Genomic DNA, 26,136 nt, shown 5'->3' on the forward strand with positions numbered 1-26,136 from the left:
CACTTTCTACAATAACTTAGCATATTATACCACAATACCTATTTGGTTTCAAGGTGGAGGGTTACTTTTCTCTCTTTTGGACAGTATTTCAAAACCTCAATCTTATCTGGATGGGTTTTGGCATTCTTACTGGTTAAATAGTTTTTACTCCCACATTCTGAACACTGCAAATTGATTTTAACTCTCACGAAACATCCCTTACTTTCAAGTAATTTCTAAAATTGGTCAAGGACCAAAGTAAATTGAATAAGACCAGGCCACTGGATAAGTAAAACACCCAGTCATAGCCCAGTTGAGCAGCCACCGCTGACCCCATCATTGGCCCCACAACAGAACCTAGATTGTTAAAAATCTGGTTATAAGAAAAAATCCTGGAAATCCCTTCTTTGGGTGTCAGCTTGGTCAAGAGCGAATTGACTGAAGGCAAGAGGGCTCCTGTTCCAAAGCCATATAGGAAACGTAAAAGTCCAAGCTGAAAAGGATTTTGAGCAAAGACACAGAGAACGTTGATTAGCAAGCTGTAAGCCAGAGCCATCAGCAAGAGCCTGTGGTTGCCAATCTTATCCCCCAACTTCCCTAAATATCCTGAAGTCACTAAGGAGGCCATACCGGGTAGAGAGATGATAAAACCAGCTACAAAGAGCAGATTATCCGTCTGACCCAAATGCCGTACATAAAGAGTCAAAATCGGCACCACAGCCTGAGCAGCCGCGATGATAATCATAGAAGTCACAAAGAGCCCTACCAACATCTGCTTATCTTTGACCTGTTCAAAAACTTGTCGAATAGACAGGGCATCCTCCTTCTTGACAGGAACAAAATCCTCACGAATGTAAAAAACGGTTAGCACGACGACCAAAGCATAAAGCAGTCCGACCAGCAGAAAGACATTGTGGACACCAAACATCTCCGCCAGAATACCGCCTAGCGTTGGCCCAATCAAGTTTCCCGCTACTGCCCCTGTTGACAAGGTCCCCAGAGCATAGCCTGTTTTGTCCTTTGGCACCTGACTAGCAATCAAGGCCGTCGCATTAGGAATATAACCCGTAAAGACACCGTTCAAGACCCGTAGGACAATCAGCCAAAAAACATTAGGCACAAAGGCCATGCCTCCCATGGTAAAAATCATGGCAAAGGCCGCCCGCACCATCATGGGCTTGCGACCGTAACGATCTGCCAGACTGCCCCAGATAGGAGCCATAACCGCCGCCGCAAAGGCATTGGCAGAAACCGCCAGCCCCGCATAATATTCCACCTGACCAGCAGCCACTCCCAACTCCTCCACGAAGACCGAGATAAAGGGCATGACCAAGGTAAAACTAGCTCCAGCTAAAAAATTCCCTAGCCAGGCCACTTTCATATTTCGCTGCCAGTAACTACTACCTTCTTCCATCCTATAACTCCTCCAAAAGCCGAGCAACCTGCATCAAGGTCGCCTCCACTGCTCCCCTATTATCAATCACCACTTGGGATTTGTCCCGTTTTTCCTCTAAAGAAAGCTGAGCAGCCAGACGATTTTCCGCATCTTGAGCTGAATAACCGTTGCGCTTCATCAGCCGTTCCAACTGCTGCGCTCGATCGACATAAACCAGCCAGACTTCATCCACTTCCCCGCTATAATCCGCCTCGTAGAGCAGGGGAATATCCATGAAAACCACTGGCTCCGTCTGCTTGAGAGCATCCCTTCTGTCTAACAGCTCCTGCCTGATAATTTGGTCCTGCAAATTAGACAAACGAGCCCGCAATTTGCTATCCGCAAAAACAGCCTGACCCAGCTTTACCCTATCTAAATTTCCATCATCTGATAGGATGTCTTGACCAAACTCTTTCACCAAAACCTGATAGAGCTTGCCACCTTTGGCCTGCAACTCATGCACGACCGCATCCGCATCGATGACTGGATAACCTTGTTCTCTCAAAAAAGCTGTAACGGTTGATTTTCCAGAGGCAATGCCCCCTGTTATTCCGATAACTTTAGCCATCTTTCACCTGACACTTGGGACAGAAATGCGTCCCCCGTCCGCCCAACTGGATTTTTACAATCTCTGTCTGGCAACGGGGACAGGCCTGCCCTGTCTTTCCGTAAACTTGTAAATAATCCTGCATGGTCCCATCCATGCCCAAGGCATTCTTATAGGTCCGAATGGTTGAGCCACCTTTTTCGATACCCAGTTGCAGGACTTCAATGGTGGCTTGACGAAGGTCTGCCACCTGCTCAGCCGATAACTGATTACTTGCTTGAGCAGGATGAACTTGTGCTCTAAACAGAACCTCATCGACATAGATATTGCCCAAACCAGCAACTAAAGACTGGTCCAAAAGATGTGACTTAATGGGCTTGTTCGACTTAGCTAACTTGAGTGCAAATTCTTCTAGGACAAAATCTTCCTCCGTCGGCTCAGGACCAATTTTTCGACTGATAAAATAGGCATCCACATCCGCCTTCCCCAACAACTCCATGGTTCCAAACTTGCGGACATCCTGATAAACCAAGGTCGAGCCATCTGAAAAAGTAAAAAAGGCATAAAAATGCTTGTTGGCAGGCACCTGGTCTGGAAAGAAATTGTACTTACCTTCCATGCGTAAATGGGAAATCAAAACAAAATCTGTTAAGTACAACAGCAGGTACTTCCCTCGGCGTTCCACATGCTCTATTTCCTGACCAAGCAAGTCCTGACAGAAGACATCCACACCAGTCTTAATCATAGGGGCATAGGTCACCTTGACCTTTTCGATGACCTTTCCCTTGACCAATCGTTTCAAACCACGACGAACCGTCTCAACCTCAGGTAATTCGGGCATACTAAGATACTAAGCCGTTAAGCGACTCAAAGAAAAATAGAAACCTGACCGACGGTGCTTCGACACCTAGGTCACGGTTGTGATTTTCACAGAGGCCTAGGCGAGTTCAATTCCAACACCTAATCGGCTTTCCTTTCTAAATAATGATAACAAGATAAAAGGAGAGCGACGCTGTGTGACTTGCACACAAGAAGCTCTATCTATTTTCCGAGCTTTTAGCTCGGGTTCAAGTACGCAAACACTCGTCCTTTCTAATTGAATTCAGTTAAAAAATATCGAGCCATCTTCAATATTTTAAGAAAAAAAGGCATTCGCCTCTTTTCTTAGGTAATTCAGACTTTCAAACAATAAGCTCTTAAGCAATACCAAAAAGAAATTATAGATACCAATAAAAATATAGATGCACTCAAAAGAATACCTATCGTTAAAGGAACAGAAATTGAATCGATATGACCTGCAGCAGTAGTTTGAACAGTGAATGGAAACGACTGCAGGGCAGGTATCAAATAATAAAGCGGAGTCAAACTTGTCAGAAAACTCAGTACGATTCGTACTTTACCTCTTCGCATAAACATTAGCAATCCTAGAAATGGTAAACATACGTAAAGTAAGGGAAGGCCTAGAAAGTAAATACTAATCCAAATTATGAACCCTCCCATCCAGTTATAAACCATAAAAAGAAACCCAATTAAACTGATAAGATAAGCTAATGATAGCCATTCAAGCCTCTTCTCTAGTTGATTGTCTTCTTCCTTTTCTCCCATACTTACCCTCACACTATTATTCTCAAGTTTAGATAGTCCATAGAGCCTATCCCCAACCTTCCTCGCTCTCCAATTTCTTGGCTTGGGTTCAACTCGCCAAAGTTGAGTGCTTTGAAAAGCTACTCAACTTACGGCAATTCCCAGCAGAATTGCCTAGGCGACTTACTAGTTTCTCACATCATTATGGTCGAATGATGTGAGAAACGTCGAACACGTCCCCCGGACGTTTTTAATACTCTTTCTCATTATATCCAAAGTCGGCGAGGTCGAGTTTTTTGTCTCGCCAGTTTTTCTTGACCTTGACCCAGGTTTCGAGAAAGACTTTGTCGCCCAACATCAATTCAATATCACGACGGGCCATGGAGCCAATTTTCTTGAGCATGGCTCCTTGCTTGCCGATGATGATGCCTTTCTGGCTATCACGCTCCACCATAATGGTCGCACGAATGTGAACCTTGTCGGTAAATTCATCGCGTTTCATAGATTCGATGACTACGGCGACAGAGTGCGGAATTTCCTCACGGGTCAGGTGTAAGACCTTCTCTCGAATCATCTCAGACACCAAGAAACGTTCTGGGTGGTCAGTGATTTGGTCCGCAGGGAAATATTGGAATCCTTCGTCCAGATTTTCTTTTAGAATTTCCATCAAGCGATTGACATTATTGCCTTGGGTAGCAGAAATGGGCACAATTTCCTTGAAGTCCATCTGTTGACGGAAATCATCAATCTGTTCCAAAAGTTGGTCTGGATGAACCTTATCAATCTTGTTAACAACGAGGATAACTGGAACTTTTGCCTGCTTGAGCCGCTCCATAATCATGTCGTCACCCTTGCCTCGTTTTTCATCGGCTGGCACCATAAAGAGGACCGTGTCCACTTCACGCAGGGTGCTGTAGGCAGATTCCACCATAAAATCTCCTAAAGCCGTCTTGGGTTTGTGAATTCCTGGTGTGTCAATGAAGACAATCTGCTCTTCCTCTGTCGTATAAATGCCCATAATCTTATTACGGGTTGTTTGAGCCTTATCGCTCATGATGGCAATTTTCTGCCCCATTACATAGTTGAGAAAGGTTGATTTCCCAACGTTTGGACGACCTAAAATCGCCACAAAACCTGACTTAAATGTCATGTATTCTCCTTAATTTCTAAAAAATAAAGTCCCAAATTTTCGGCAAAAAGATAATCAATCCTGTCAACAAGGCAAATCCTGACACAAACAAGACTGCTCCTGCTGCCATGTCTTTTGCATTCTTGGCTAATAGATGGAAATGATAGTCTGACGCCAAATCCACTACACTCTCGATAGCTGAGTTCATGATTTCAAAAGCAATGACCAGACTGATACTAAGCAAGAGGAAAAGCCATTCTGTAACAGATACCTGAAAAATCAATCCCGCAAGCACAACCAGGACAGCTGAAGCTAGATGCTTCTTCATGTTGCGCTCTTCCTTGAAAGCCGTCAAAAGACCTGACATAGCAAAGTCCAAACTGGCCATCAACTCCCTATTTTTCCAACGATTTTTTGAATTATTCTCTTGTAAGTCCATAAGCTGTCAAAATTTCTTCTTGTAAACCAAACATTTCTGCCTCATCTTCTGGTCTATAATGGTCATAGCCATTGATATGCAGAAAACCGTGTACAGCTAAAAAGCCCATTTCGCGCTCGTAGCTGTGTCCGTAATCTTCAGCTTGCTCACGCGCCTTATCGATAGAAATATACAACTCACCAATATAGGCATCGAAGTCTTCCATCATCTCAGCCAATTCAGGATTGTCCTGCAAGTCTTCCTCGTCGAAGAAAATCTCGTTTTCTGGCTTATACTCTAGGCTAACGACATCTGTAGGACGGTCAATCCCACGGTACTCCAAGTTCACTTCATGGACACGCTTATTGTCCACAAAGGTCACAGCCATTTCCTTATTCTGCTTGCCAATTTTTTCGGCAGCAAACTGGAGCAAATCCGTAATCTGCTCTTGCATTTGAGCAGGAACCTGCCCTGTTTCATCAATCATTTCAATATACATAACACTACGTTCCCTTTACAGTTCCATTATAACACAAAACCTATCAATGAGGAGTTTTTAGTGGTATAATATCCTCAGAAGCTATCAAAGGAATGGAAAATGTTACAAACACCGAAACATATTACAGCAATTATCGAAGCTCATTTGGACCAAATGACAAGGCTTGAAAAGCAAATAGCCAGCTACTTTACCCAGTTGGACCCTGCCAGTGCTGATCTTAGCCTTGAAAACACCACCCAAACCCTGCATATTTCCCCATCTGCTCTGACCAGGTTTGCTAAAAAATGTGGATTTTCTGGCTACAGGGAATTTGTTTTCGCATTTCAAAATAACCAGCAGTATTTGGATAAGCATTTTGAGAAATTGCAGCGCAGCCTGACGAAAAAAGTCTTGATCGACTACGAAGAAATCTTGACTGCCACCAACAATTTAGTGGATGAAGAAAAATTGGAAGAAATTGCCAAGCTCATTGACAGTAGCAAACGTGTCTACTTCTATGGTATAGGCAGTTCTGGCTTAGTGGCCATGGAAATCAAATCCCGTTTTATGCGACTGGGGGTCGTTTGTGATGCCATTACAGATAAAAACAACCTCATTTGGACAACCAATATCCTAGATCAGACCTGCTTGGTCATTGGACTCTCCTTGTCCGGTCAGACAGAAGAAGTCATCGAACACTTACACTTGGCTGCTCAGAAAGGGAGCACAACTGCCCTTCTGACCACCAAGCCACCTTCTCAATCCCCCTTTGACCAAGTCATTCCAGTCGCCTCTGTCCGCCATCTCAACTATGGCAACCGCATTTCCCCTCAAATTCCCCTCCTCATCATGCTTGATGTTATCTACGCCTATTTTTTATCCATCGACAAGGACAGAAAAGAAAGTATTTTCAAACAAACCATCAAGGAATAAGCAGAAAGGGAGTGGGAAAGAACTCGAGTGGTCTAAAAAGAGTTCGTCTTCCCACCCCCGCACAGTTGATTAGGTTGGATTTGGAGTGTAAAACACGAACAAATCCGCCAATCAACCACTGCGCTGAGATGTTGACACGAACTCTAAGAAGTAGCGCTGGGCTTTTTGCCCAGCCTCTTAATTAGTTAGCCAAAAAACGTGTCCCGATTAAATAATCATAGACATAGTCATTAACCTTTACATGCATGGCATCGTGGGCATATTCTGGTAAGATTTTCATTTCTTTTTCAACTTCCAGTCGATTGTAGATAGCAAATTGGGTTGATGGAGGACAAACTCCATCTTCTAAGCCCGTCACCATAGCTACCGGGCATGAAATCAAGTGAGCCAGATTTTTTACATCAATATAGGATAGGGTTCGAAGAACCTCCTCTTCCCTTTCATGAAACGGATCTGAAAATTTGAAATAACGAAACAATTCGTCGTAGGCTTCACTGTTGTTGCCAAGTTCCAAGACCCGTTTAAAGTCAGATAGGAAAGGATAGATGGCTACCGTTTTACTGATGTGGGGACTGAGAGCAGCAGCCACCAAGGCCAAGGCCCCTCCCTGTGAGGCACCGTAAGACACCAGGCGCTTCTGGTCAACAAAGTCCAAGCTGGCAATAATCTCAATCAGCTGATAGACATCCAGATAGACATCCTTATAAAACAAGTGGTCTGGTCCTTGAAGCATCCCTCGAATAACCTGCCCCTTAACAGTAAGACCATCAAATTGCCCCAAATCCTGAGAACGCCCCGCCTGACCACGGACATCCATAGCTACTACCCCATAACCAGCTGCTAAAAATTTCAAGTTCTCCGACCAGTCGGGGCCTTGACCTTGGTAACCATGGAAATAAAAGAGGACTGGAACAGCTTGCTCACTCTTTGGAAAGAGGCACTTGGCAAAAACCTTGGAGCCATTTGTACCCGTAAAGGTCAGTTCGTAGCAAGCTACATGAGGCAAGCCACATTCTTTTTCAAGTAATACATGGTCTGCTAGACCAGTCAACTGATTTTTTTCATTCTGCCAGAAAGCATCAAAATCTGCAGGTATTTCCTGCCGACCACGATAGGTCAGCATATCCTGCAAGGTCATATTATCAATCATCAATCATCATTCAACCTCTCTACAACTAGAAAAAAGACGGAAAGCTTCCAAATCTAAAGGAGAAGAGAAAGGGAAGGAAGCTCTCCATCTTATCGTATATTATAGTAGCCCCTGCTTCTGTTGGAAGTGATAGAAGGCTCCCAGCATACCAGCAGCATTCTCATGCTCAGCAAAGGCCAGCTTGGTCTTGTCTGCTAGACTTGAAACCAGGTTTGCCTTAAGAGCTGCTTGGATTTTCTCATAAAGATACTCTTTTTGCGCCATAATACCACCGCCAAGAATGACCACTTCTGGATTGGCTACATAGCAGATATTGGCAATACCTTGACCAAGATAGTTGACCATTCGGTCAATGGCAGCAATACAGTGAGCATCTCCTGCCTTGGCTTCCTGGAAAATCTTATAGCCGTTCCAGTCTGCTGGATCCTGATCATGTAAACGAGCCACTTCTTGGACAAGAGCCGTCGTTGAAGCCAGGTCTTGGAAAGCCCCATCTGAAAGGTGGAGATAGCCGACCTCACAGGCTGAATTACTAAAGCCATGGAAGATTTGACCATCCACTAGCAAGCAACCTCCAATGCCCGTGCCAATGGTCAAACAAATGGAGATCTGACTGCCCTGACCAGCACCTGAAATACCTTCTGCTAGGCCCGCACAGTTTACATCATTTTCAATCTCACAAGGAAGTCCGAAAGTTGTTTCAATTTCAGACTTAAACTGGGTACCAGCATAGTTTGGAATTTGTGGTCCTGAGTAGAAAATCTCTCCCTTGTCAGGGTCAACCATCCCAGCTGATGAAATAGCTACACCTGAAAGGGCATCTTGGGCATGAAAATCTTCCACAAGTTTTTTGACTGTCGCTAGGATATGGGGGCCGCCCTTGTAGGCTTCCGTATCCATCTTATAACTTTCCAGGATCTGACCTGTTTCATCCAGACGACCATATTTAATCTGAGTTCCGCCAATATCAATAGCAAGATAGGTTTTCATAGACACCTCCTAGGCACCAAATCTTTCCTTAGCATCGCGAATGACCTGAGCTGCTTCTTGGGCAATGTTCAAGTCTTCTTCCGTCAAGGCTGTCAGAGGTTCACGAACAGAACCAATATCCAAGCCATCATTGATACGGATGACTTCCTTGATGACAGCGTACATATGACCATGACCGGATACCAGTTTACCAATAATAGTATTGATAGTCGCCTGCAATTGACGGGCGGTTTCCAAGTCCTTGTCCGCAATCAATTGGTTCAAACGCAGGAAGAGTTCTGGCATAGCACCGTAGGTACCCCCAATTCCTCCCTTCGCCCCCATGAGGCGACCACCTAAGAATTGCTCATCTGGACCATTGAAGACCACATAGTCTTCGCCACCAAGGGTTACAAAGGTATCAATATCCTGAACTGGCATAGAGGAATTCTTCACACCAACCACGCGTGGATTTTTCAGCATTTCCTTATACAGACTTGGTGTCAAGGACACACCAGCCAGTTGCGGAATATTGTAGATAATGAAATCAGTGTTTGGTGCAGCTGCACTAATACCGTTCCAGTAAGCAGCGATACTGTACTCTGGCAAACGGAAGTAAATAGGTGGGATAGCCGCAATAGCATCAACACCCAATTCTTCCGAATGACGAGCTAGCTCCACACTGTCCTTCAAATTGTTGCAGGCCACATGGTTGATGATGGTCAATTTGCCCTTGGCAACTTCCATGACCGCTTCAAGAATTTGCTTGCGGTCTTCTACACTTTGGTAAATACATTCACCAGACGAACCATTGACATATAGCCCTTGAACACCCTTGTCAATGAAATACTGAACCAAGGCTTTTACACGTTCTGAACTAATCTCACCAGCCTCGTCATAACAGGCATAGAAGGCTGGGATAATTCCATGATATTTCGATAAATCTTTCATTCTAATTCCTTTTTAACTGTTTTTATTCTTGACCCAAATTCTCTAATGAATAGAAAGGATAGGCCAGCGTAGGCAAAAAATAGCAGACAAACCAGACCGATTAAAAATGTCAGGTCTGAATAAAAGAGGATAGCAGCTACAAGTAGAAAGACCAGACCAACCATAGCGGTCAAGGACAACATATTCCCCAGGCATAAAATTCCTTTTAGGAATAGGTCTTTCAACTGCAAATCAAATCGACTGGCTAACGGGTAGATATAGACCCAAAGTAGCTGACTAAAGAGCAGGATGGCAATACAGCTTGCACGAAAACTGTCAAATACCATACCAGCCTGTCCCCAAATCAGATATAGATCCAAGAGGCAAAATGTCGTTAACCCTATTTCTACCAGTGACAAGACAAAACCCTGTTTCCACTGGCGACCAAAATGACCCCAGTAGGTCGACCAGACCTTTACTTTCCCCTCTTCATTCATGTCCCATAAACTCGCTTGGAGGGCTAGTTTGGCAATTCCCAAGGTAAAAAGAGGAAGACTTGCCAAAACAGTTAAGCCATTTAAGAGCATGAGATCAAAGAGTTTTTCTACCAGTTGCCATGCTGGATGATTAACATCAAACAAGGACTGAACCAGTGTTCTACCACCCTTTCCTTTCATTTACACCTTCCCCTTTCTATTTTAGTTGAGAACTAATCGTCTAGTAAGACTTTAATGACAAACTTGCGGACAGTCTTTTGTCCACCTGCCCATTGGTTTGGCTGATGAACCTCACCAGGTAGGAAAATGGCAAAGTAATTCCCATCAAGTAGGCAATCCACCCATTTTTCACTCGGAACAAAACCGATATCACTTGCTGGATCAAAACCAGTATCTTCTCCAACCAGACGACAACCGTAAGAAATTTGTTCCTGTCCACTGATAACAAAATGGATATCTGCGTAGGAACGATGGTATTCAAATTCCTCCTTGAACTCTTCAGAGAGAGTATTTTCCTGAAGGAAGTAATAGACAGCCTGACCAGCGATTTCATACCTGCCTAGGCCCTGCTCGCGAAAATCACCCTTTTCCAAAACAGCCAAGGCAAGATCCAAATTGGGATGTAGTCCCTTATATTGTGAACAATTGTCAATATGATCATAAATCATGTATCTTTCTCCACCAACTATCCGAATTCTTAGCCTTTAACCGCTCCCATGGTGATACCTTGAGTAAAGGATTTTTGGAAGACAAGGAAGACAGTAACGATTGGCACTGCAGCCATAGCAGCTCCCGCCATGATAACACCATAGTTGGTTGCCATTTCAGCCTGCATGGTTGCAACACCTAGCGAAATAGTCAAATTCTGACGAGAAGTCAACATAACCAACTGCATGAAGTAGTCATTCCAAGAGTTGATAAAGGTAAAGATAGCCAAGGCTGCAAAACCTGGTTTGACAATTGGAAAGGCAACATTCCAGAAGGTTGATACTTCTCCACAACCATCAATCTTAGCAGATTCCAAGAGCTCTGTCGGAATATTTTCTGAGAATTGCTTCATCAAGAAAACCCCGAATGGCCAGCCAACTAAGGGTAGAATAACCGCCGCTAAGGTATCATGAATTCCCATAAAGTTGATAATCCGTACCAGAGGCACAAGCACAACCTGCTTAGGAAGAGCCATGGCAGCGATGAAGATTGAGAACAAAATCCGCTGTCCATAGAACCGTTTCTTAGCCAAGACATAACCAGCTAGAGAAGAGGTCATACAAACCAAAATCATGGTCGCCAAGGAGATAAAGACTGAGTTCCATAGCCACTGCAAGGCTGGGTTTTGAACCGTCAACTTGGTAAAGTTTTCCATGGTTGGCTGGGTTGGCCACCACTGAGGCGGAATGACAATTGTATGAGGTTGTGACTTAAAGGCACCTGTCATAATCCAATAGAAAGGGAATATGAAAAGGATGGTCAACAAGAGCAAGATAATCGTTGAAATAACACCAAAGGGTGTAATGGTTTTCTTTTTCATAGCTTCCTCCTTTCTAGTATTCCACATCATTACCCAAAATCTTGAATTGGGCAAAGGAAATCAGTGCAATCATGACTGCCAGGAAAACACCCATGGTATTTGCATAACCATACTCAGACAACTTGAAGGCTTTTTCGTACAAGTAGTACATGAGGGTGGAGGTTGAATAGTTAGGTCCACCTGAGGTCAAGAGCTGAATAAGGGCAAAACACTGGAAGGAGTTAATGGTTGTAATAACTGCGATATAAAGAGTGGTTGGCAAGAGGCTTGGCCATTTGATTTGCCAGAAAACCTGATGTTCGTTGGCACCGTCTACACGCGCAGCTTCTACCAAAGAATTGTCAATATTTCCAAGAGCTGCAATGTAAAGAATAATGGGCTGACCAACTGAAGTTGTTAAGAGGATAATGATGATGGCCAACAAGGCCCACTGTTTATCCCCTAACCAACTGATATTTTGTTCAATAAGGCCGCCAGATTTCAAAACAAAGTTCAAGATACCTGACAGGGGATCGTAAATCCATTTCCAAACAACCGTTACAGCAACGGAACCCGTTACAACAGGCAGGAAGAAAACTGCACGGTAGAAGGAACGAGCGATGACATTCTTTTCATAGGTCTGCGAAGCGACAAAGACTGAAAAGAAAACAACTACCGGCACTGAACCAACCACGATAATCAATGTGTTAATCAGAGATTTGATAAAGATCGGATCATTAAACATCCGTACATAGTTATCCAGTCCAACAAAGGTGAAATCTGTCATGGTATAGTTAAAGAAACTGGTGACAAATCCCATGATCATTGGAGCGAGTACAAAAATGGTGAAGAAAATGAGAATAGGAGCCAAGAAGGTATAGGATACAATGGTTTCCCGCATTCTAATCTTATTTATCTGCACTTAAAACACCTCCAGTCTATTCGGAATCATTCTTTATGAAAATCAAAATACCTACTGAAAATATTTTTTTGATTTTCACAAAGCATGAAAGGAAGAGCTCCCTTTCCATATCTTTGTAGTAACTGACAGAGAAAAGGAGCCTCATTCAATTCATTTATTTAATGGTTGCGTTTGCTTGCTCAGTGAATTCTTTCAAAGCAGCCTCTGCTTCTTTTTCGCCATTTGATACAGCTTGAAGCATTGGGAACCAAAGAGTTCTCATTTCAGCAAATCCGTCAATGGTGTTGTAGTATGGTGAGTAGTAGCCAGTCCACTTGTCAATCATAGCCATGCGTTCGTCATCATAGAGAGCACCAAATGATGTACGAACTGGGAAGGCACCTGTACGAACAACGTTCTTAGGACCCCATTCTTTGTCATCTGCGATGAACTGGATGAATTTCTTAGACGCTGCTACACGAGCTTCGTCGCCATTGTTGAAGACTGCAAAGCCGTTTACAAGGTATTCAAGAGCTACTTTACCATCTTCAGATGGGAATGGTACTTCAAGAACTTCTACTTTAGATGCTTCTAACAATTGTCCTTGGATACCATTTTGAGCAGGACCCCAAAGGATAGTGTAAGAAGTTTGACCATTTGCAAAGTTTTGGATGTCATCGCCACCTGCGTATTGAGAGCCGTTCATCATGTAGCCGTCTTTAATCCAGCCAGCTGCCTTATCCAAGGCTTTGATCATTTGCTCTGAATCAGTTGTATACTTAGTTACGCCTTCGTCTGTGATGCTACCGCTGTAAAGGTTTGCCAAGAAGGCACGAGTACCTTGGTCACCACCTTGACCGTTAGAGAAGAGGGAGCCAGGGTTGTAACCCTTGTCTTTCAAAGCTTTGATAACTTTTTCAAAGTCGTCTGTTGTCCAGCCATCTTTTACAAGGTCAAGAACACCAGCATCTTTCAACATCGCTTTGTTGAAGGCCATATAGAATGGAGCTGAGCTGAGTGGGTACATGTAGGCAGTATCACCAGCCTTAGATGCTTGAATGATGTTATCGTTGTTCACATCTTTGACAAATTCATCTGTGAAGAGATCATTCAATTCAGCCAATTTACCATTTTTTCCGTAGGTGATGATACGGCCTGGTGCATCGAAGAGAACGTCTGGAGCAGTACCTGCTTCAATAGCAGTCGTGATTTTTTCTGGACCAGATGTAAAGTCAATGGTTTCCAGTTTGACAGTAATGTCTGGGTTAGCTTCCTCAAAAGCAGCAATAATTTTTTGCTCATAGGTACCAACACCGTCTTCTGTATTCTCTTGTGTGAATACTGGGAAGGCCCACCAAGTGATTTCTGTCTTACCAGAAGCACTTGATTCAGCTGTTTTTTCAGCAGTTGTATTACTGCTACCACCACTACATGCTGCAAGTGACAAAACTGCCACACCAGCTAACAATGAATGTATGATTTTTTTCATCATTCTTCTCCTTTATTTTTTTGCTTCCCCATATGGGGTTATTAGACTATATAACTATTTTTTCAGAGCCTGGATAAACCGCTCTGCTATTTCCTTAGGACGGGTAATGGCTCCGCCAACGACGATACCTGCCACACCTAAATCGTGAATGGTTCTAGCTTGATCTGGATAGTGGATTTTTCCTTCTGCGATGACATCAATCCCAGCACGACAAAGTCGGTCAACCAGCTCAATATCCGGTCCATCTTCTTGTCGGCTATAGGATGTATAGCCTGATAGGGTCGTTCCAACAAAATCAATACCTGCCTCGTAGGCTGTCACACCTTCTTCATAGGTGGAAATATCTGCCATGAAGAGTTGATGTGGATATTTTTCCTTGATTTGTTTGATGAAATCAACGATGTCCAGACCATCATAACGCTCACGTTTGGTGCAATCCAGGGCAATAACTGCAATGTCTAGCTCAGCTAGCTCGTCCACTTCTCTCATCGTTGCCGTAATGAAAGGCTCCTGAGGAGGGTAATCTCTCTTGATAATTCCGATAATAGGTAAATCGGTTACTTCCTTGATTTCTTTAATATCTCGAACACTGTTTGCTCGAATACCTACAGCACCCGCTTCCTGGGCTGCCTTGACCAATAGAGGAATAACTCCGCCTTCTTCACTATATAAAGGCTCACCTGGTAAAGCTTGACAGGAAATAATAATGCCATCTTTAATTTGTTCTTTTAAGGCTTCTTTGCTGATGGTAGCCATTCATTTCTCCTTTCTATTACCGGATCCGAGTTAGCGCTTACATTATTATTATACAATATATTGACATCTTTTCAACAGACTTTTACATTTAAATTTTAATTTCTGTCTGAAGAAAGAAAAGGGGATTTTTTGAAACTACTTTCTATTTTCTAACTTTTTTATAAAAATAGTTTCACTTGCTAAAATTGAAAAACCAGCCGACTAGTTCGACTGGTTTTTCAAATTCTATTCTTCATCTTTCAAAGCATAGGGCTGCAGTTCAGGATTGATTGGGGTGTTAATCAGGTTATTTGCATAGTTACAGAGGGTCGCAAGGCTGACACCTAGCACAACATCCAAGGCATTCTCAGCTGTATAGCCAGCTTGGAAAAGTTCTTCTAGTAACTGATCACCAACCTTGCCTTTTTCATGAATGACTGCCAAGGTAAAGCGAGCCAATGTATCCAATTTCGCATCTGCCTCAATAGGTGTCCCCTGACGAAGAGCCTGCAAAATCTCATCTGGAATCTTGATTTGTTTGATCGATATAGCAGTATGACCTGCTACACAGAAGCCACATCCATTTGCTACGGCCGCTGTGATTTGCACGACTTCACGCTCAGTCGGTGACAGACTATTGCGGCGATTGATACCTCCTACTGTCTGATAGGTTTCCAAGGCTGTCGGGGAGTTGGCCAAAAGTCCAATCAAGTTGGGAATGTAGCCACCATTATTTTTCTTGACCGTTTCCAGATTTTCTTTCAAATCAGGTCTAACAGTGTCCAAGGTATGAATTGGGAAAAATGTTTGTGTCATAGGGGTACTCCATTTCATGCTTTTTTTACATCAAGTCATCAATCCTGACTTCCATGATATAGCACTATCCTATCATAAAAATAGCCTGTCTGCTAATATATTTTACCTATCACACCCATAAATAAAGGCTAATCCATAGGGAGAAGCGCCACTGTCAAGTCCTCCCACTTATCTACTATCTTGTCTGGGCTGACACTGGTTTCAGGGGCTAAACGCAACCGATGATTAAACCAAATAGCCTGCCAACCACAAGCCTTGGCACCTATAACGTCATTCTCAAAGGAATCGCCTACATAGCAAATCTCATCAGAGGTAAGTCCCAAACGTTGCTCCATGACCTTAAAAATCTGCGGATTTGGTTTAGCTACCCCAAGCTGACCTGAAATTAGAATTAGATCTTGGTCAAACCAATCCAAAAGACCCAAAGTGCGTATCTTCCGCAATTGGTGGCGATGAGGACCATTGGTTATGATCCCAAGCGCAAGTCCCCTTTCTTTACAATGGGAAAAAATCGCTGGAAACATAGGACTAAGCTCCAGCTGTCCTTGGAAATAATCATAATCAATCTGAATGGTCAAAGCTAGAGCATCCGATACCTGAAATCCAAAATCAGCTAGAGCTGCTTTCATCCGATAGATATGGCTGTCCTTTAAACTCATCTTGCCAGTCGCTGCTGCTTCAAATACCTGATCTGCATGATGACGAAAGGCTAGATAAAGGGGACCGACTAGCTCATCATCCACCTGCAAATGCCCATTCAAAGCCTTTTTGAAGGGCTGGATTTGGTCGTACAAGGTATCATCTAAGTCAAAAATCACTGCTTTCATGCTTTGATTATAACAAAAAACCTAGCCCCTTGACTAGATTTTCTGTTTTGAATCATTTCCAGATCCCTTCACAGACCTACACACTCTCCTCAGCCGAGGACCAAACACTGACTAACTCTCTTGACAGGTGATTGACATATAGAAAAGCTACTCCCGCAATCACAAGCGTCGCCAGAATGATCTCCACTTGCAAGACAAATGACAGGAGGGATTGAAGTCCCACCAACTTCCCTAGGGTCAGTTTTAGGGAAATAGCAGAGCTGATAAACGGAAAAGTAAAGGCTGCAAAGAGAGGACTAAAACCATTTTTGGTCAATCGTCTGAGCGAGAAAACCACTGCTAGATAGAAGGATTGGGACAGGATTAACAAAAACACAAGCAAGCGCAAATCTACCTGCTCTGCCAATTGAAGATAGGCAGTTAAAAGCAGGGCAGTCGGAGCAGCAAAAATAGCCAGCAGGGGAAACTGAGCCTGAACCAATTTAACACGCAGCAAACGATACACAACAACCGGCAACAAGATAGCAAAGGAAATTCCCGCAAAAATCAGAGAAAACCATCCCAGTCTAAAAGCTTGATAGACTGGCGCAGTCACCCCAACCATGGCAAAGCCTACATAGACGATAAACCAGCTTGGAAAAACCAACTCCAACCTTCTTGGACCGATAAACCGATAGGAGAAAAAGACGATATAGGTACCGTAAAGCAAAACCAGAGTCAACCAAATTCCTTTACCAATTCCAAAAGGTAGAGGAGAAAGGCTGGCTGTCAGCAATAACAAGCCCATAAAAAGTGTAGCAAAACAAGAAGCAACAATGGGCTGACCTAATTCAGCCCTTGTTTTTGACCAGACAGCAAAAATTCTGGAAAACAAAATACTATAGCCCAGCAAGGCTAAGGCTTGCAGACTGGGTTTGATAAGGGGATGAACTGGAGCTAATAGATTGGCCAAAGCTACCATAGCCAGTAGCAGACCTGAAAGGGCTAGGGGGACTTGGACTAAACTTCTTTTCATATTGGACCTCCATGATAGATATGGTGACTGATTGTAACAAGTTTAAACGAGTTACCCCTATCCTATCAGAAAAATAAAGCTCTTACTAATATATATTACTTATCCATCCTATAAAAAATGACTATACTCCCCTTCTCCTACACCCTAGCCTGTATCTCATGCATCTGTGCATAAACACCGCCTTGTTCAATCAAGTCCTCATGTCTGCCACGCTCAATAATGCGACCTTGGTCCAGGACTAAAATCTGGTCTGCATTTTGAATGGTGGACAGGCGATGGGCGATGATAAAGGTTGTCCGACCTTCCTTGACCACTTCCATTGCGTGCTGGATAATTTCTTCCGTTTCCGTATCGATATGGGAAGTCGCCTCATCCAAAATCAAGATTTTGGGATTGGAGTAAAGGGTGCGGGCAAAAGCAATTAGCTGGCGTTCCCCACTAGAGAAGGTTGACCCCTTTTCAAATACTGGTTCATCGATACCTTGTTCCAAGCGAGCAAGCATTGGACCTGCCCCAACTTTTTCCAGGGCTTCTATAACTGCCGGTCTATCCATCTTCTCCTTATCCATAGCCACGTTGCTAGCGATGGTCCCAGTGAAGAGATAGGGATCCTGAAGGACAATCCCCATGTGACTGCGCAGGCTCTCACGAGAATATTCACGGATGTTTTTCCTATCAATCAAAACCTGACCCTCCTGAGGATCATAGAAACGGTAGAGGAGGTTCATAATGGAGGACTTGCCTGATCCTGTGTGGCCCACCAGAGCAATGGTTTCTCCCTTGTCAGCCTGAATGGAGATGTCCTTGAGAATAGGCTTGCCAACTTCGTAGGCAAAGGTCACTTGGTCAAAGACCACCTGACCGTCTGTCACCGTCAATTCAGCACTACTATCGGGCTCCGTTTCTTCTTCCAGCAAGCCCATCAACCTCTTACCTGTTTCAATCGACCGAAGGAGATTGGGAAACTGCTTGACCAAGGCACCAAGGGACACAAAAATCCCTTCAATATAATCAATATACACAAATAATTTACCCGGTGACAAGCTCGATTGACCTTGTAAGAATTGATAGCCAATAATGGTTAAAATCCCTGTCACAACCAGAAATTTCAGAAACTCCGTCAAGGTCCATGTCGAGCAGGATTGGGCCCAGATAATCTGGTTATCTGCAAGGCGCATCTTATCTGCTGTCGCTTCAAACTCAGCTAGCACTCTCTCTTCCTGACCATAGAGCTGGATCAAACTAGCACCATTCATGGTTTCATTGACCTGAGTATTGACCTCACTTCGAGCATCGTAAAAATCCTTCATAGGCTTATCGGTCAACTTTTTATAGATAAATTGAATACCGATAAAGACTGGAATTAGTAGCAAGAGAGCAAAACCTAGACTAGGATTGATGTAGAAAACAATCCCGTAGGTAAGAAGCAAGCGAATAAAACTATTAAAGACATTAACAAGAGTACCGTAAAACTGATTGCGCAAGGTTTCAGTATCGTTAACAATACGAGTGGCAATCTTCCCGGCAGGTTTGTCATCAAAATAAGAAATGGGCAAGTGCTGCATAACATCATAGGCCTGATTGCGCAAATACTCTGCTATCCTATTGGCAGAGTGCATTAAGATCCGCATGGAAAGGTAATAGCCAAGTGCACCCAAGAAAATCATGGCCACATATTGACTTGCCATCTGCAAGAAAAGGGATTCTTGGAAGGGTTGGCCTTCACTCAAGGCCCTTAAAGGTCCATCAATGGCTTTTTGAATAATGAGAGGTGCAAAACGCAAGAGGCTAGAAGCTGCTAAGTAACAGATAACAGCAAACGTAAAGAGCCACTTAACGCGACCAATTTGCTTCACTAAAAATCCTAAAACCTTCATTATTCTCCCCCTTCCTGACTTTGTTGGCGCTGGTATTGTTCATAGTACCAGCCTTCTTGAGCTAGCAGGTCTGCCGGTCGTCCTTCTTCTACAATGCGACCTTCATCCAAGACCAGTACCCAGTCCGCATGGTTGACAGCAGACAGGCGGTGGGTCACGATGACATTGGTCCTGCCTGCACGTTCTTGCTGGATATTTTGGATAATCTGACCTTCTGTTCGAGCATCGACTGCTGATAGGGAATCGTCTAAAATAAGCAAGTCTGGCTCTCGTAAAAAGGCACGCGCAATAGAAATCCGTTGTTTCTGACCGCCAGAAATAGACACACCCCGCTCGCCAATCATGGTGTCCAGTCCATGACTCATCCGCTCCAAGTCCTGGCTAAAGGCTGCGGTTGCGATAGCCGCTTCAATTTCTTCCAAACTACTGTCACGCTTACCAAAGGCAATATTTTCCCCAACAGATTTTGAAAAGAGAATGTGTTCTTGGGGAACATAGCCAATTTTTTGCTCCAGGCTTGAGCGTTTGAAGTCAAGGACAGACTGATGATTAACAAGAAACTCACCCTGCCCAACTGGATACTGACGTAACAATTGTCTAACCAGACTGGTCTTGCCGGAACCCGTTTTCCCAACAATCCCGACTGTCTGACCGGCTTTCAAGGTCCAGTTAATCTCCCGCAAACTCGGACGGTCCGACTGAGGATAGCTAAAGCTGTAGTTCTTGAAAGAAATACTATCTAGCTCGGCTATTTCTACCGAGCCATCCACTTCCAAGTCATCTCCTGTTTCAATCAGCTCCTGCAGTTTTTCAAATGAAGTCTTACCTGTCTGATAAACTAGTATGAAATCCGCCAGGGTCCAGAAAGGCTCTAGGAGGGAACTGACATAGAGTTGAAGGGCGATGACCTGCCCTAGACTGAGCTGACCAGACTTGACTGCCCCTGCTCCAAGCACCAAGACCAGGATAGTCGACAAACCCAGACCGACCGTAGCCAAGGGGTTATAAAGGGATTGCAGGGTAGTAATCCGGTCCCCACCATCCGCCAATTCCTTGGTTCGAGCTTGAAACTGCCCCTTTTGAGTTACCTTTTTGCTATAGGCGCGTGTTACACGAATACCCTCGACAACTTCCAAGACCTCATTATTGAGCTGTGCAACTGCCTCACGGTTAGCATCGATAGCCAAATCCTGCTTGCGACCAATGAAAAAGAAAGCAACTGCCATAAAAATCATCGGTAAGATAGCCAGGAAGGAAATCTTCCAGTCAATCAAAAGCATGGTAGGAATGATAAATGCCAACATACCACCGGAATAGACCACAATCATGAGCCCATAGCCGACCATCTCCATCAGGCCATCAACATCCGTAGAAAATCTGGTCATGACATCCCCAGACCGAAATTTTTCATAAAAAGGTGTTCGCATAGTCACCATCTTTTTAAAGGCTCGTTGCTGCATATCAAATTTGAAATTGACCGAGGCCTGAAAAAGCTTAAGATGCCAGATAAAACCCATCCCATAATTGAGAAAGGTCACCAAAAGCAAGAGGCCCATTTCTTGAACCAAAATCTGCTCAGTCAAGCCATTCTTGGTCAGCGTATCCACCATCCTCTGAATAATCTGCGTTGGTATCAAGAGGGTTATATCGTAAATAATCAAGGTCACAACAACCAGCAAGTAGAGCCACTTGTGTTGTTTGACGTAATCAAATATCAATTTAAACATATTTCTCCTTTAAGTTAAAACTATTCCTTTCTAAGCACAAAAAAGCCTAGGTGTCTATCACTCCACCTAGGCATGGCTCAGTCCACAAAAATAGACCAACTCTCGAACAGTTCTGAGAAGCCCACCTGACCATGATAAGACATGCTTGACTTTCCCACTATTCCAGAGTAGGCCCACGAAAACTTCAAAAGTCTTTCAATGAGCCCTGTTTTCCTGCTTAGAAAGGAGTGTATGATAAAAAATAGCTTGCTGAAGGACAAGTTGTGTGTTCATTTGTTTTACTCCTTTCTTTTTTCTAAGCCCTATTCTAACATAATAAACTGACAAGTCAAGATTTTTTTGATATCAGGGGAGAATTTGGGGCAGACATAACAAAAACCCTTGTGTTTCAAGGGTTTTTCAGCTTATTTTATGCTAGTTGCCGGGATTGAACCGGCGACCTCATCCTTACCATGGATGCGCTCTACCGACTGAGCTAAACCAGCAGTACTTTATTAGTTTACCATATTTTATCTATTTGTCAACACTTATTTAAAAAAGCACCCCCTCAATCCTGAAAGTTCTTCCTAGCTTTTAGTTAACAACACTACAGATGACCCGCGCCCACTAATACAAGAAAATATTCCTATAACTGCACAAGCAAAGAAGAAATGGATGTTCCTTCTCACCACTCGCACTCGTAATGACAAAAAAATATGGTCCGTCACTAGAATAAGTGCGGACCTTTTCATTTTTTAAATTTTCAAGTAGCGATTCATGGAAATAACTGAACCGAGTGAACCGATGAGGATACCGATAACAAACAGGGCTCCAACCATGCTTGGAATGAAAATATCCAAACTAATCAAGGACAAGTCCTGACTAGCAAGACTAGCATTAACTGAATTATAAAACATCTGATACAAGAAATAAACCAAGGCAGATGGTAAAATCGCACCAAGCAAGCCTACCCAAGCACCCTCCCAAAGAAAGGGGCCACGGATATAGCTATTCTTTGCACCAACCAAGCGCATAATCTGAATTTCACGGCTACGAGAAATGATGGTAATACGAATGGTATTAGAAATCAAGAATATAGCTGTAAACAAGAGCAAGCCAGTTGCTGCTAGTCCCCAAGTGCGCACCATTGATGCCAATTTGAAGATACGCTCCGTTTCCACCTCGCCATCACGGACTTCTGTAACGCCGTCAATTTTTGCAACTTCTGCCGCAACCGATTTTACGTACTGAGGCTCAGTCGTATCAATGATATAGGCATCGTAAAGCGGGTTAGCATCTCCCTGGAACAAATTCCAAGTTTCACCAAGTGTATCAGTCAGCTTTTTCAACTGTTCATCCTTACTTGAATATGTAACAGATTGAACATTTGGCAGGGCTGTGATTTGGTTGTAAACCTTATTGAAATCAGGGTTGGCTACTGTTTCACCAGCCTCATTGACAATCGTTTCAGCCTGATCTGTTGAATTGGCCCGTAAGTAAACATTGATACGAACATTGTGCTCCAAATCAGAAGCCAATTTTGCCGTATTTAAAATAACTGAAGCAAATAAACCAACCATAGCCAATGTGATGGTTACTGAAGAAATAGCCGCAACGGTCATCCAGCCATTTCGCTTCAAACTCTTGAGCGACTCAATAAAGTGTCTAAAAAATCGTCTAATCATCGTATCCATACTCTCCTTGTTCTTCATCCCGTACCACTCGACCGTCTTCGATCGCGATAACGCGGTGGCGGAGGGTATTTACAATCTGACTATTGTGGGTCGCCATCAGAACGGTCGTCCCCTGCAAATTGATCCGCTCCAAGAGGTTCATGATTTCCCAGGAATTTTCTGGGTCCAAGTTACCAGTTGGTTCATCAGCAATCAATACCTTAGGATTGTTGACAATAGCTCGGGCAATAGCAATACGCTGTTGCTCACCACCAGATAATTCATTGGGGAAGGAACGAATTTTATGTTTCAAACCAACCAAGTCCAAGACTTCCATAACACGTTTTTTAATATTGCGTGGTTTTTCGCCAATAACTTCCATAGCATAGGCAATATTTTCAAACACAGTCTTTTTCGGTAAGAGTTTATAGTCCTGGAAAACGACTCCGACACTACGACGGAGCAAAGGGACATCTCTCTTCTTGATTTTAGCCAGGTCAAACTTCCCAACTGTCAAGCTACCCTTATCAAGCTTTTCTTCACGGTATAACAGTTTGATAAAGGTTGACTTACCTGCACCTGAAGGACCTACAATATAGGCAAACTCTCCAGCCTCAACATTGACGGACACTCCTCGAAGGGCCGTCGTTCCGTTTCCATATTTCTTGGAAACGTTCTTCATTTCAATAATTCTCATAGGATATTCTGTCTAAGACAGTCCTTTCTTTAGATTTTAGCTAATTCGCCATTTTAAGTAAGCATCGATAAAGCCATCCAAATCACCGTCCATCACCTTATCAACCTGAGCTACCTCAAAGCCTGTCCGGTGGTCTTTAACCATTGTGTACGGCGTAAAGACGTAGGAACGTATCTGACTGCCCCAAGTAATTTCTTTTTTATCTCCCTTGAGTGAGTCGACCTCTGCAGCCTTCTTCTCCTGCTCCAATTGATACAATTTAGCTTGTAAGAGTTTCATAGCACGATCACGGTTGCCATACTGAGTACGGTCAACTGTTGACTGGGTCACAATACCTGTCGGAATGTGGGTCAAACGCACACCTGTCGATACCTTGTTGACGTTCTGTCCACCGGCACCACCTGAACGGAAGGTGTCCATTTTGACCTCATCATCCCTGATTTCAATTTCAATGGTATCATCCAATTCTGGCATGACTTCTACCGAAGTAAAGGAAGTATGGCGACGTTTTGCTGAGTCAAATGGTGAGATACGCACCAAGCGATGAACACCCATTTCTGACTTGAGCAAACCATAAGCATTTGGACCTGTAAAGCTAAGGGTTACTGACTTAATACCTGCCTCATCTCCAGCTTGATAATCCAAAGTTTCTACTGTAAAACCTTTGGCATTACCAAAACGCTGATACATCCGAAGCAACATTTCTCCCCAGTCCTGAGCCTCAGTACCACCCGAACCTGGATGAATTTCCAAGATGGCATTATTGTGGTCATAGGGTTCTGACAAGAGCAAGGTCATTTCATAGGCAGTCATGGACTTATCCAATTCTGCTAACTTCTCGACCAACTCATCCCGTACCGACTCATCTTCTGCTAGGAAATCTAGCAATATTTCAGATTCATCATATAAATCCAACATCTGATGGAAATTTCCATAGGTATTTTTTAATTCATTCAACTCCTGAGACGTCTTCTGGGCTGCCAAATTATCATTCCAAAAATCTGGCTCGGTCATCTTATTTTCAAGAATGGCAATCTCTTCTTCCAGACCTTCTAAGTCAAAGAGACCCCCTAAAAGACGTTAATTTTTTGCCAAGTTCTTCAATCTTTTGGCGAATTTCTGCTGTATCCATATACACCTCATTTTTTATTTATCTTTGTATTATATCACATTTGTAGTCTATTTACCAAGTTGAGAAATGCTGTCTGCTCCGCTATGACATCTGCATTATCGGATTGAATGCCTGCGATAAAATCTATCATCTCATCATTAGGCTCTTTCACTAACTGTCCCAAAGCCCAGATAGCCGTCGCCATGTGGACAGGATTTTGTTTCTTATCGATGATTTCTAAAAGTTTGGGAATGGCAGAGCGGTCATTGCTATTGGCCAAGGCAATGATGGCATTGCGTTGAAGAATATTTTTTCCCCTCCAAGAACCAGCAATCATGCCAAATTTTTCCTTGAATTGTCCATTCGACAAATCCAAAAAGGGAATTAACTCTGGTTCTGCCAAATCTGGATCAATCTCTACCACAGGCGGACTGGAAATTCCTTTATTGTAAGGACAACAAATCTGGCAAATATCACAACCATAGATAACCGTCTTGATTTTCTTACGAAACTCCAAGTCCATCATGCCCTTATCCTGGGTCTGAAAAGACAGACAACGACGGGCATTCATGGTCGTATCCCCTAATAAACAAGACGTCGGACAGGCTGCAACACAACGGTTACAATCCCCACAGTCGTAGTCGACTGGCTGATCTGGTTCGATTTCTAGATTGGTTACTAATTCCCCTAAAAACATATAGGAGCCAAATTCCTTAGAAATCACCAGACCATTCTTACCAATAAAACCGATTCCTGCTCTTCTAGCAACTGCAGTATCCACCAAGGCTCCCGTGTCTACCATAGCCTTATACTCCAAACCATCCGTCAATTGCTCAATCCCACGGGCCAAACGTTCCATCTTATCTTGCAAGATGTAGTGGTAATCCAGTCCCCAAGAACTAGGTGTGATTTTCCCACGTTTAAACTGCGTTTTTTCTGGTTTAACTGGCAAGTGTCGCGGATAGGCTACTGCTATAGAAATAATGGTTTTAGCCGACTGCAAAGACAACTTGGGACGAATACGTTCTTCAATATTCTTGTGTTCAAATCCTGACGAACGCCCCTCTTCCTGGCTAGCCCGGAGGGATTTTTCCAGATAATCAAAATCATCTGCCGTAGTAAATCCAATCTTAGAAATCCCTATTTCCTGAGAGAGCTTGATAATCTCTTCTTTGATATTCATTCTATTCATTTTAACAAAAAGTTCTCATCTTTGGCAAGAATTACACAAGGAAATAAGTTGTTAATATAACAAAGGTTGTTAAAACCAAGCAAAAGACATTCATGCGCTCGTAGGCTTTCTCACGCCAAACACTCGTCAATACATACATGATATTGATGCCAATTGCACCGCCCAAACCATTGGCCAACAAGTCTGTTATATCTGCAATCCCTAACAAAAGCAAATATTGGGTCACTTCAAATAGAAGACTGACCAACAAAATCAGCATAAGATTGGAAACCCAAGATGCCTTGCGAAATAAGATTTCCATATAAATCCCAAAAGGAATGAAACTAATAATATTAAAGAAAATTTCTGGAAAATTCAAAATCCCATTATAAACGGCTGTCCCTGCCAGAGGGATTAGATTGAACTGGGCTAAATCATACCGACCGTACAGGATGGACAAGTCCATCTTAAAGACAATCATCCAGGTCAATAAAAGGAGGTAGGTTAGAAATAAAAGGATACTCATTTTTCTAGTCTGCATAAAAACTCCCCCTTTCCAGCA

27 protein-coding genes and 1 tRNA gene are annotated in these 26,136 nt (G+C 43.3%); 1 reads left to right on the forward strand and 27 read right to left on the reverse strand.

Features of this window, described 5'->3' with window-relative positions; genetic code table 11:
* Positions 1–38: 38 nt before the first annotated feature.
* The 7 genes from rpmG to ybeY all read right to left on the reverse strand — a co-directional run bounded on the left by rpmG (position 39) and on the right by ybeY (position 5,591).
* A complete protein-coding gene (rpmG, locus tag PW252_RS08335; RefSeq protein ID WP_012775228.1) occupies positions 39–188 on the reverse strand; it encodes a 50S ribosomal protein L33 in 150 nt (49 codons plus the stop codon).
* The gene (locus PW252_RS08340; RefSeq protein WP_248051019.1) at positions 185–1,393 is read right to left on the reverse strand and encodes a multidrug efflux MFS transporter; all 1,209 of its coding nucleotides are present in this window, start codon (positions 1,391–1,393) and stop codon (positions 185–187) included. Before PW252_RS08340 ends, rpmG begins: the two co-directional genes overlap by 4 nt.
* A gap of 1 nt (position 1,394) precedes the next feature.
* On the reverse strand, positions 1,395–1,982 hold the full coding sequence (coaE, locus tag PW252_RS08345; protein WP_248051021.1) for a dephospho-CoA kinase: 588 nt from the start codon (positions 1,980–1,982) through the stop codon (positions 1,395–1,397).
* On the reverse strand, positions 1,975–2,802 hold the full coding sequence (gene mutM, locus PW252_RS08350) for a DNA-formamidopyrimidine glycosylase (RefSeq protein ID WP_248051024.1): 828 nt from the start codon (positions 2,800–2,802) through the stop codon (positions 1,975–1,977). The genes coaE and mutM overlap by 8 nt, the downstream gene beginning before the upstream one ends.
* Before the next feature lie 993 nt (positions 2,803–3,795).
* Entirely contained in the window at positions 3,796–4,695 is a 900-nt protein-coding gene (gene era, locus PW252_RS08355; protein ID WP_002935752.1) for a GTPase Era, read from the reverse strand.
* A 16-nt stretch (positions 4,696–4,711) separates the two neighbouring features.
* Positions 4,712–5,113, reverse strand: coding sequence for a diacylglycerol kinase family protein (locus tag PW252_RS08360; protein ID WP_248045174.1), 402 nt, complete (start codon positions 5,111–5,113; stop codon positions 4,712–4,714).
* Positions 5,094–5,591 (reverse strand): rRNA maturation RNase YbeY, encoded by a 498-nt coding sequence (gene ybeY, locus PW252_RS08365; protein ID WP_172049931.1) that lies wholly within the window; start codon positions 5,589–5,591, stop codon positions 5,094–5,096. The genes PW252_RS08360 and ybeY overlap by 20 nt, the downstream gene beginning before the upstream one ends.
* A gap of 99 nt (positions 5,592–5,690) precedes the next feature.
* On the opposite strand from ybeY, the gene PW252_RS08370 reads away from it, so the two are divergent.
* Positions 5,691–6,503 (forward strand): MurR/RpiR family transcriptional regulator, encoded by an 813-nt coding sequence (locus PW252_RS08370; protein ID WP_172049932.1) that lies wholly within the window; start codon positions 5,691–5,693, stop codon positions 6,501–6,503.
* A 181-nt stretch (positions 6,504–6,684) separates the two neighbouring features.
* On the opposite strand, the gene PW252_RS08375 is transcribed toward PW252_RS08370, so the two are convergent.
* From PW252_RS08375 to PW252_RS08470, 20 genes are all read right to left on the reverse strand, one after another.
* Positions 6,685–7,653, reverse strand: coding sequence for an alpha/beta fold hydrolase (locus PW252_RS08375; RefSeq protein WP_172049933.1), 969 nt, complete (start codon positions 7,651–7,653; stop codon positions 6,685–6,687).
* 99 nt (positions 7,654–7,752) lie between these two features.
* Entirely contained in the window at positions 7,753–8,643 is an 891-nt protein-coding gene (locus tag PW252_RS08380) for an ROK family protein (protein ID WP_248051027.1), read from the reverse strand.
* Between the two features lie 9 nt (positions 8,644–8,652).
* Positions 8,653–9,573 (reverse strand): dihydrodipicolinate synthase family protein, encoded by a 921-nt coding sequence (locus tag PW252_RS08385; protein ID WP_248051029.1) that lies wholly within the window; start codon positions 9,571–9,573, stop codon positions 8,653–8,655.
* On the reverse strand, positions 9,570–10,229 hold the full coding sequence (locus PW252_RS08390) for a DUF624 domain-containing protein (protein WP_248045188.1): 660 nt from the start codon (positions 10,227–10,229) through the stop codon (positions 9,570–9,572). The genes PW252_RS08385 and PW252_RS08390 overlap by 4 nt, the downstream gene beginning before the upstream one ends.
* A gap of 32 nt (positions 10,230–10,261) precedes the next feature.
* Positions 10,262–10,717 carry a NanQ anomerase/TabA/YiaL family protein gene (locus PW252_RS08395; protein WP_172049937.1) on the reverse strand — a complete coding sequence of 152 codons (456 nt, stop codon included), beginning with the start codon at positions 10,715–10,717 and terminating at the stop codon, positions 10,262–10,264.
* Positions 10,718–10,746: 29 nt separating this feature from the next.
* The gene (locus tag PW252_RS08400) at positions 10,747–11,577 is read right to left on the reverse strand and encodes a carbohydrate ABC transporter permease (RefSeq protein ID WP_172010872.1); all 831 of its coding nucleotides are present in this window, start codon (positions 11,575–11,577) and stop codon (positions 10,747–10,749) included.
* A 13-nt stretch (positions 11,578–11,590) separates the two neighbouring features.
* Complete coding sequence (locus PW252_RS08405) at positions 11,591–12,478, reverse strand: carbohydrate ABC transporter permease (RefSeq protein ID WP_024380549.1); 888 nt, start codon at positions 12,476–12,478, stop codon at positions 11,591–11,593.
* Positions 12,479–12,632: 154 nt separating this feature from the next.
* The gene (locus PW252_RS08410) at positions 12,633–13,946 is read right to left on the reverse strand and encodes an ABC transporter substrate-binding protein (RefSeq protein WP_248051031.1); all 1,314 of its coding nucleotides are present in this window, start codon (positions 13,944–13,946) and stop codon (positions 12,633–12,635) included.
* Positions 13,947–14,000: 54 nt separating this feature from the next.
* On the reverse strand, positions 14,001–14,702 hold the full coding sequence (locus PW252_RS08415) for an N-acetylmannosamine-6-phosphate 2-epimerase (RefSeq protein ID WP_248051033.1): 702 nt from the start codon (positions 14,700–14,702) through the stop codon (positions 14,001–14,003).
* A 225-nt stretch (positions 14,703–14,927) separates the two neighbouring features.
* On the reverse strand, positions 14,928–15,497 hold the full coding sequence (locus tag PW252_RS08420; protein ID WP_248051035.1) for a carboxymuconolactone decarboxylase family protein: 570 nt from the start codon (positions 15,495–15,497) through the stop codon (positions 14,928–14,930).
* 128 nt (positions 15,498–15,625) lie between these two features.
* The gene (locus PW252_RS08425) at positions 15,626–16,324 is read right to left on the reverse strand and encodes an HAD family hydrolase (protein ID WP_248051037.1); all 699 of its coding nucleotides are present in this window, start codon (positions 16,322–16,324) and stop codon (positions 15,626–15,628) included.
* A gap of 76 nt (positions 16,325–16,400) precedes the next feature.
* Positions 16,401–17,339, reverse strand: coding sequence for a TDT family transporter (locus PW252_RS08430; protein WP_248051039.1), 939 nt, complete (start codon positions 17,337–17,339; stop codon positions 16,401–16,403).
* 137 nt (positions 17,340–17,476) lie between these two features.
* Positions 17,477–19,216, reverse strand: a complete 1,740-nt coding sequence (locus tag PW252_RS08435; RefSeq protein WP_248051042.1) for an ABC transporter ATP-binding protein — start codon at positions 19,214–19,216, stop codon at positions 17,477–17,479.
* Complete coding sequence (locus PW252_RS08440; protein ID WP_248051046.1) at positions 19,216–20,943, reverse strand: ABC transporter ATP-binding protein; 1,728 nt, start codon at positions 20,941–20,943, stop codon at positions 19,216–19,218. Before PW252_RS08440 ends, PW252_RS08435 begins: the two co-directional genes overlap by 1 nt.
* Before the next feature lie 412 nt (positions 20,944–21,355).
* Positions 21,356–21,428: transfer RNA gene (locus tag PW252_RS08445), tRNA-Thr, on the reverse strand.
* A 249-nt stretch (positions 21,429–21,677) separates the two neighbouring features.
* Positions 21,678–22,607, reverse strand: coding sequence for a permease-like cell division protein FtsX (ftsX, locus tag PW252_RS08450; protein WP_248051048.1), 930 nt, complete (start codon positions 22,605–22,607; stop codon positions 21,678–21,680).
* Positions 22,600–23,292, reverse strand: coding sequence for a cell division ATP-binding protein FtsE (gene ftsE, locus PW252_RS08455; RefSeq protein WP_105114296.1), 693 nt, complete (start codon positions 23,290–23,292; stop codon positions 22,600–22,602). Before ftsE ends, ftsX begins: the two co-directional genes overlap by 8 nt.
* Before the next feature lie 36 nt (positions 23,293–23,328).
* A protein-coding gene (gene prfB, locus PW252_RS08460) for a peptide chain release factor 2 (protein ID WP_105107351.1) occupies positions 23,329–24,424 on the reverse strand; the annotation gives its coding sequence in 2 pieces (ribosomal slippage) (positions 23,329–24,351 and positions 24,353–24,424; 1,095 coding nt in all).
* A gap of 34 nt (positions 24,425–24,458) precedes the next feature.
* Complete coding sequence (gene queG / locus PW252_RS08465) at positions 24,459–25,586, reverse strand: tRNA epoxyqueuosine(34) reductase QueG (RefSeq protein WP_172050716.1); 1,128 nt, start codon at positions 25,584–25,586, stop codon at positions 24,459–24,461.
* 40 nt (positions 25,587–25,626) lie between these two features.
* Complete coding sequence (locus PW252_RS08470; RefSeq protein WP_248051052.1) at positions 25,627–26,115, reverse strand: VanZ family protein; 489 nt, start codon at positions 26,113–26,115, stop codon at positions 25,627–25,629.
* Positions 26,116–26,136 lie beyond the last annotated feature (21 nt).

It is taken from the genome of Streptococcus sp. 29887, from assembly GCF_032595075.1.
Classification (GTDB): Bacteria; Bacillota; Bacilli; order Lactobacillales; family Streptococcaceae; genus Streptococcus; species Streptococcus iners.

Excerpts from the sequence above, each read along its gene's own strand:
- PW252_RS08415 (WP_248051033.1), bottom strand. The coding sequence starts at position 14,702 with ATGGCTACCATCAGCAAAGAAGCCTTAAAAGAACAAATTAAAGATGGC.
- PW252_RS08370 (WP_172049932.1), top strand. The coding sequence starts at position 5,691 with ATGTTACAAACACCGAAACATATTACAGCAATTATCGAAGCTCATTTG.
- queG (WP_172050716.1), bottom strand. The coding sequence starts at position 25,586 with ATGAATATCAAAGAAGAGATTATCAAGCTCTCTCAGGAAATAGGGATT.
- PW252_RS08375 (WP_172049933.1), bottom strand. The coding sequence starts at position 7,653 with ATGATTGATAATATGACCTTGCAGGATATGCTGACCTATCGTGGTCGG.
- mutM (WP_248051024.1), bottom strand. The coding sequence starts at position 2,802 with ATGCCCGAATTACCTGAGGTTGAGACGGTTCGTCGTGGTTTGAAACGA.
- PW252_RS08360 (WP_248045174.1), bottom strand. The coding sequence starts at position 5,113 with ATGGACTTACAAGAGAATAATTCAAAAAATCGTTGGAAAAATAGGGAG.
- era (WP_002935752.1), bottom strand. The coding sequence starts at position 4,695 with ATGACATTTAAGTCAGGTTTTGTGGCGATTTTAGGTCGTCCAAACGTT.
- PW252_RS08410 (WP_248051031.1), bottom strand. The coding sequence starts at position 13,946 with ATGAAAAAAATCATACATTCATTGTTAGCTGGTGTGGCAGTTTTGTCA.
- ftsE (WP_105114296.1), bottom strand. The coding sequence starts at position 23,292 with ATGAGAATTATTGAAATGAAGAACGTTTCCAAGAAATATGGAAACGGA.
- PW252_RS08380 (WP_248051027.1), bottom strand. The coding sequence starts at position 8,643 with ATGAAAACCTATCTTGCTATTGATATTGGCGGAACTCAGATTAAATAT.
- PW252_RS08470 (WP_248051052.1), bottom strand. The coding sequence starts at position 26,115 with ATGCAGACTAGAAAAATGAGTATCCTTTTATTTCTAACCTACCTCCTT.
- PW252_RS08420 (WP_248051035.1), bottom strand. The coding sequence starts at position 15,497 with ATGACACAAACATTTTTCCCAATTCATACCTTGGACACTGTTAGACCT.
- PW252_RS08435 (WP_248051042.1), bottom strand. The coding sequence starts at position 19,216 with ATGAAGGTTTTAGGATTTTTAGTGAAGCAAATTGGTCGCGTTAAGTGG.
- PW252_RS08400 (WP_172010872.1), bottom strand. The coding sequence starts at position 11,577 with ATGAAAAAGAAAACCATTACACCCTTTGGTGTTATTTCAACGATTATC.
- PW252_RS08390 (WP_248045188.1), bottom strand. The coding sequence starts at position 10,229 with ATGAAAGGAAAGGGTGGTAGAACACTGGTTCAGTCCTTGTTTGATGTT.
- PW252_RS08385 (WP_248051029.1), bottom strand. The coding sequence starts at position 9,573 with ATGAAAGATTTATCGAAATATCATGGAATTATCCCAGCCTTCTATGCC.
- ybeY (WP_172049931.1), bottom strand. The coding sequence starts at position 5,591 with ATGTATATTGAAATGATTGATGAAACAGGGCAGGTTCCTGCTCAAATG.
- PW252_RS08430 (WP_248051039.1), bottom strand. The coding sequence starts at position 17,339 with ATGAAAAGAAGTTTAGTCCAAGTCCCCCTAGCCCTTTCAGGTCTGCTA.
- coaE (WP_248051021.1), bottom strand. The coding sequence starts at position 1,982 with ATGGCTAAAGTTATCGGAATAACAGGGGGCATTGCCTCTGGAAAATCA.
- ftsX (WP_248051048.1), bottom strand. The coding sequence starts at position 22,607 with ATGATTAGACGATTTTTTAGACACTTTATTGAGTCGCTCAAGAGTTTG.
- PW252_RS08440 (WP_248051046.1), bottom strand. The coding sequence starts at position 20,943 with ATGTTTAAATTGATATTTGATTACGTCAAACAACACAAGTGGCTCTAC.
- PW252_RS08395 (WP_172049937.1), bottom strand. The coding sequence starts at position 10,717 with ATGATTTATGATCATATTGACAATTGTTCACAATATAAGGGACTACAT.
- PW252_RS08425 (WP_248051037.1), bottom strand. The coding sequence starts at position 16,324 with ATGAAAGCAGTGATTTTTGACTTAGATGATACCTTGTACGACCAAATC.
- PW252_RS08340 (WP_248051019.1), bottom strand. The coding sequence starts at position 1,393 with ATGGAAGAAGGTAGTAGTTACTGGCAGCGAAATATGAAAGTGGCCTGG.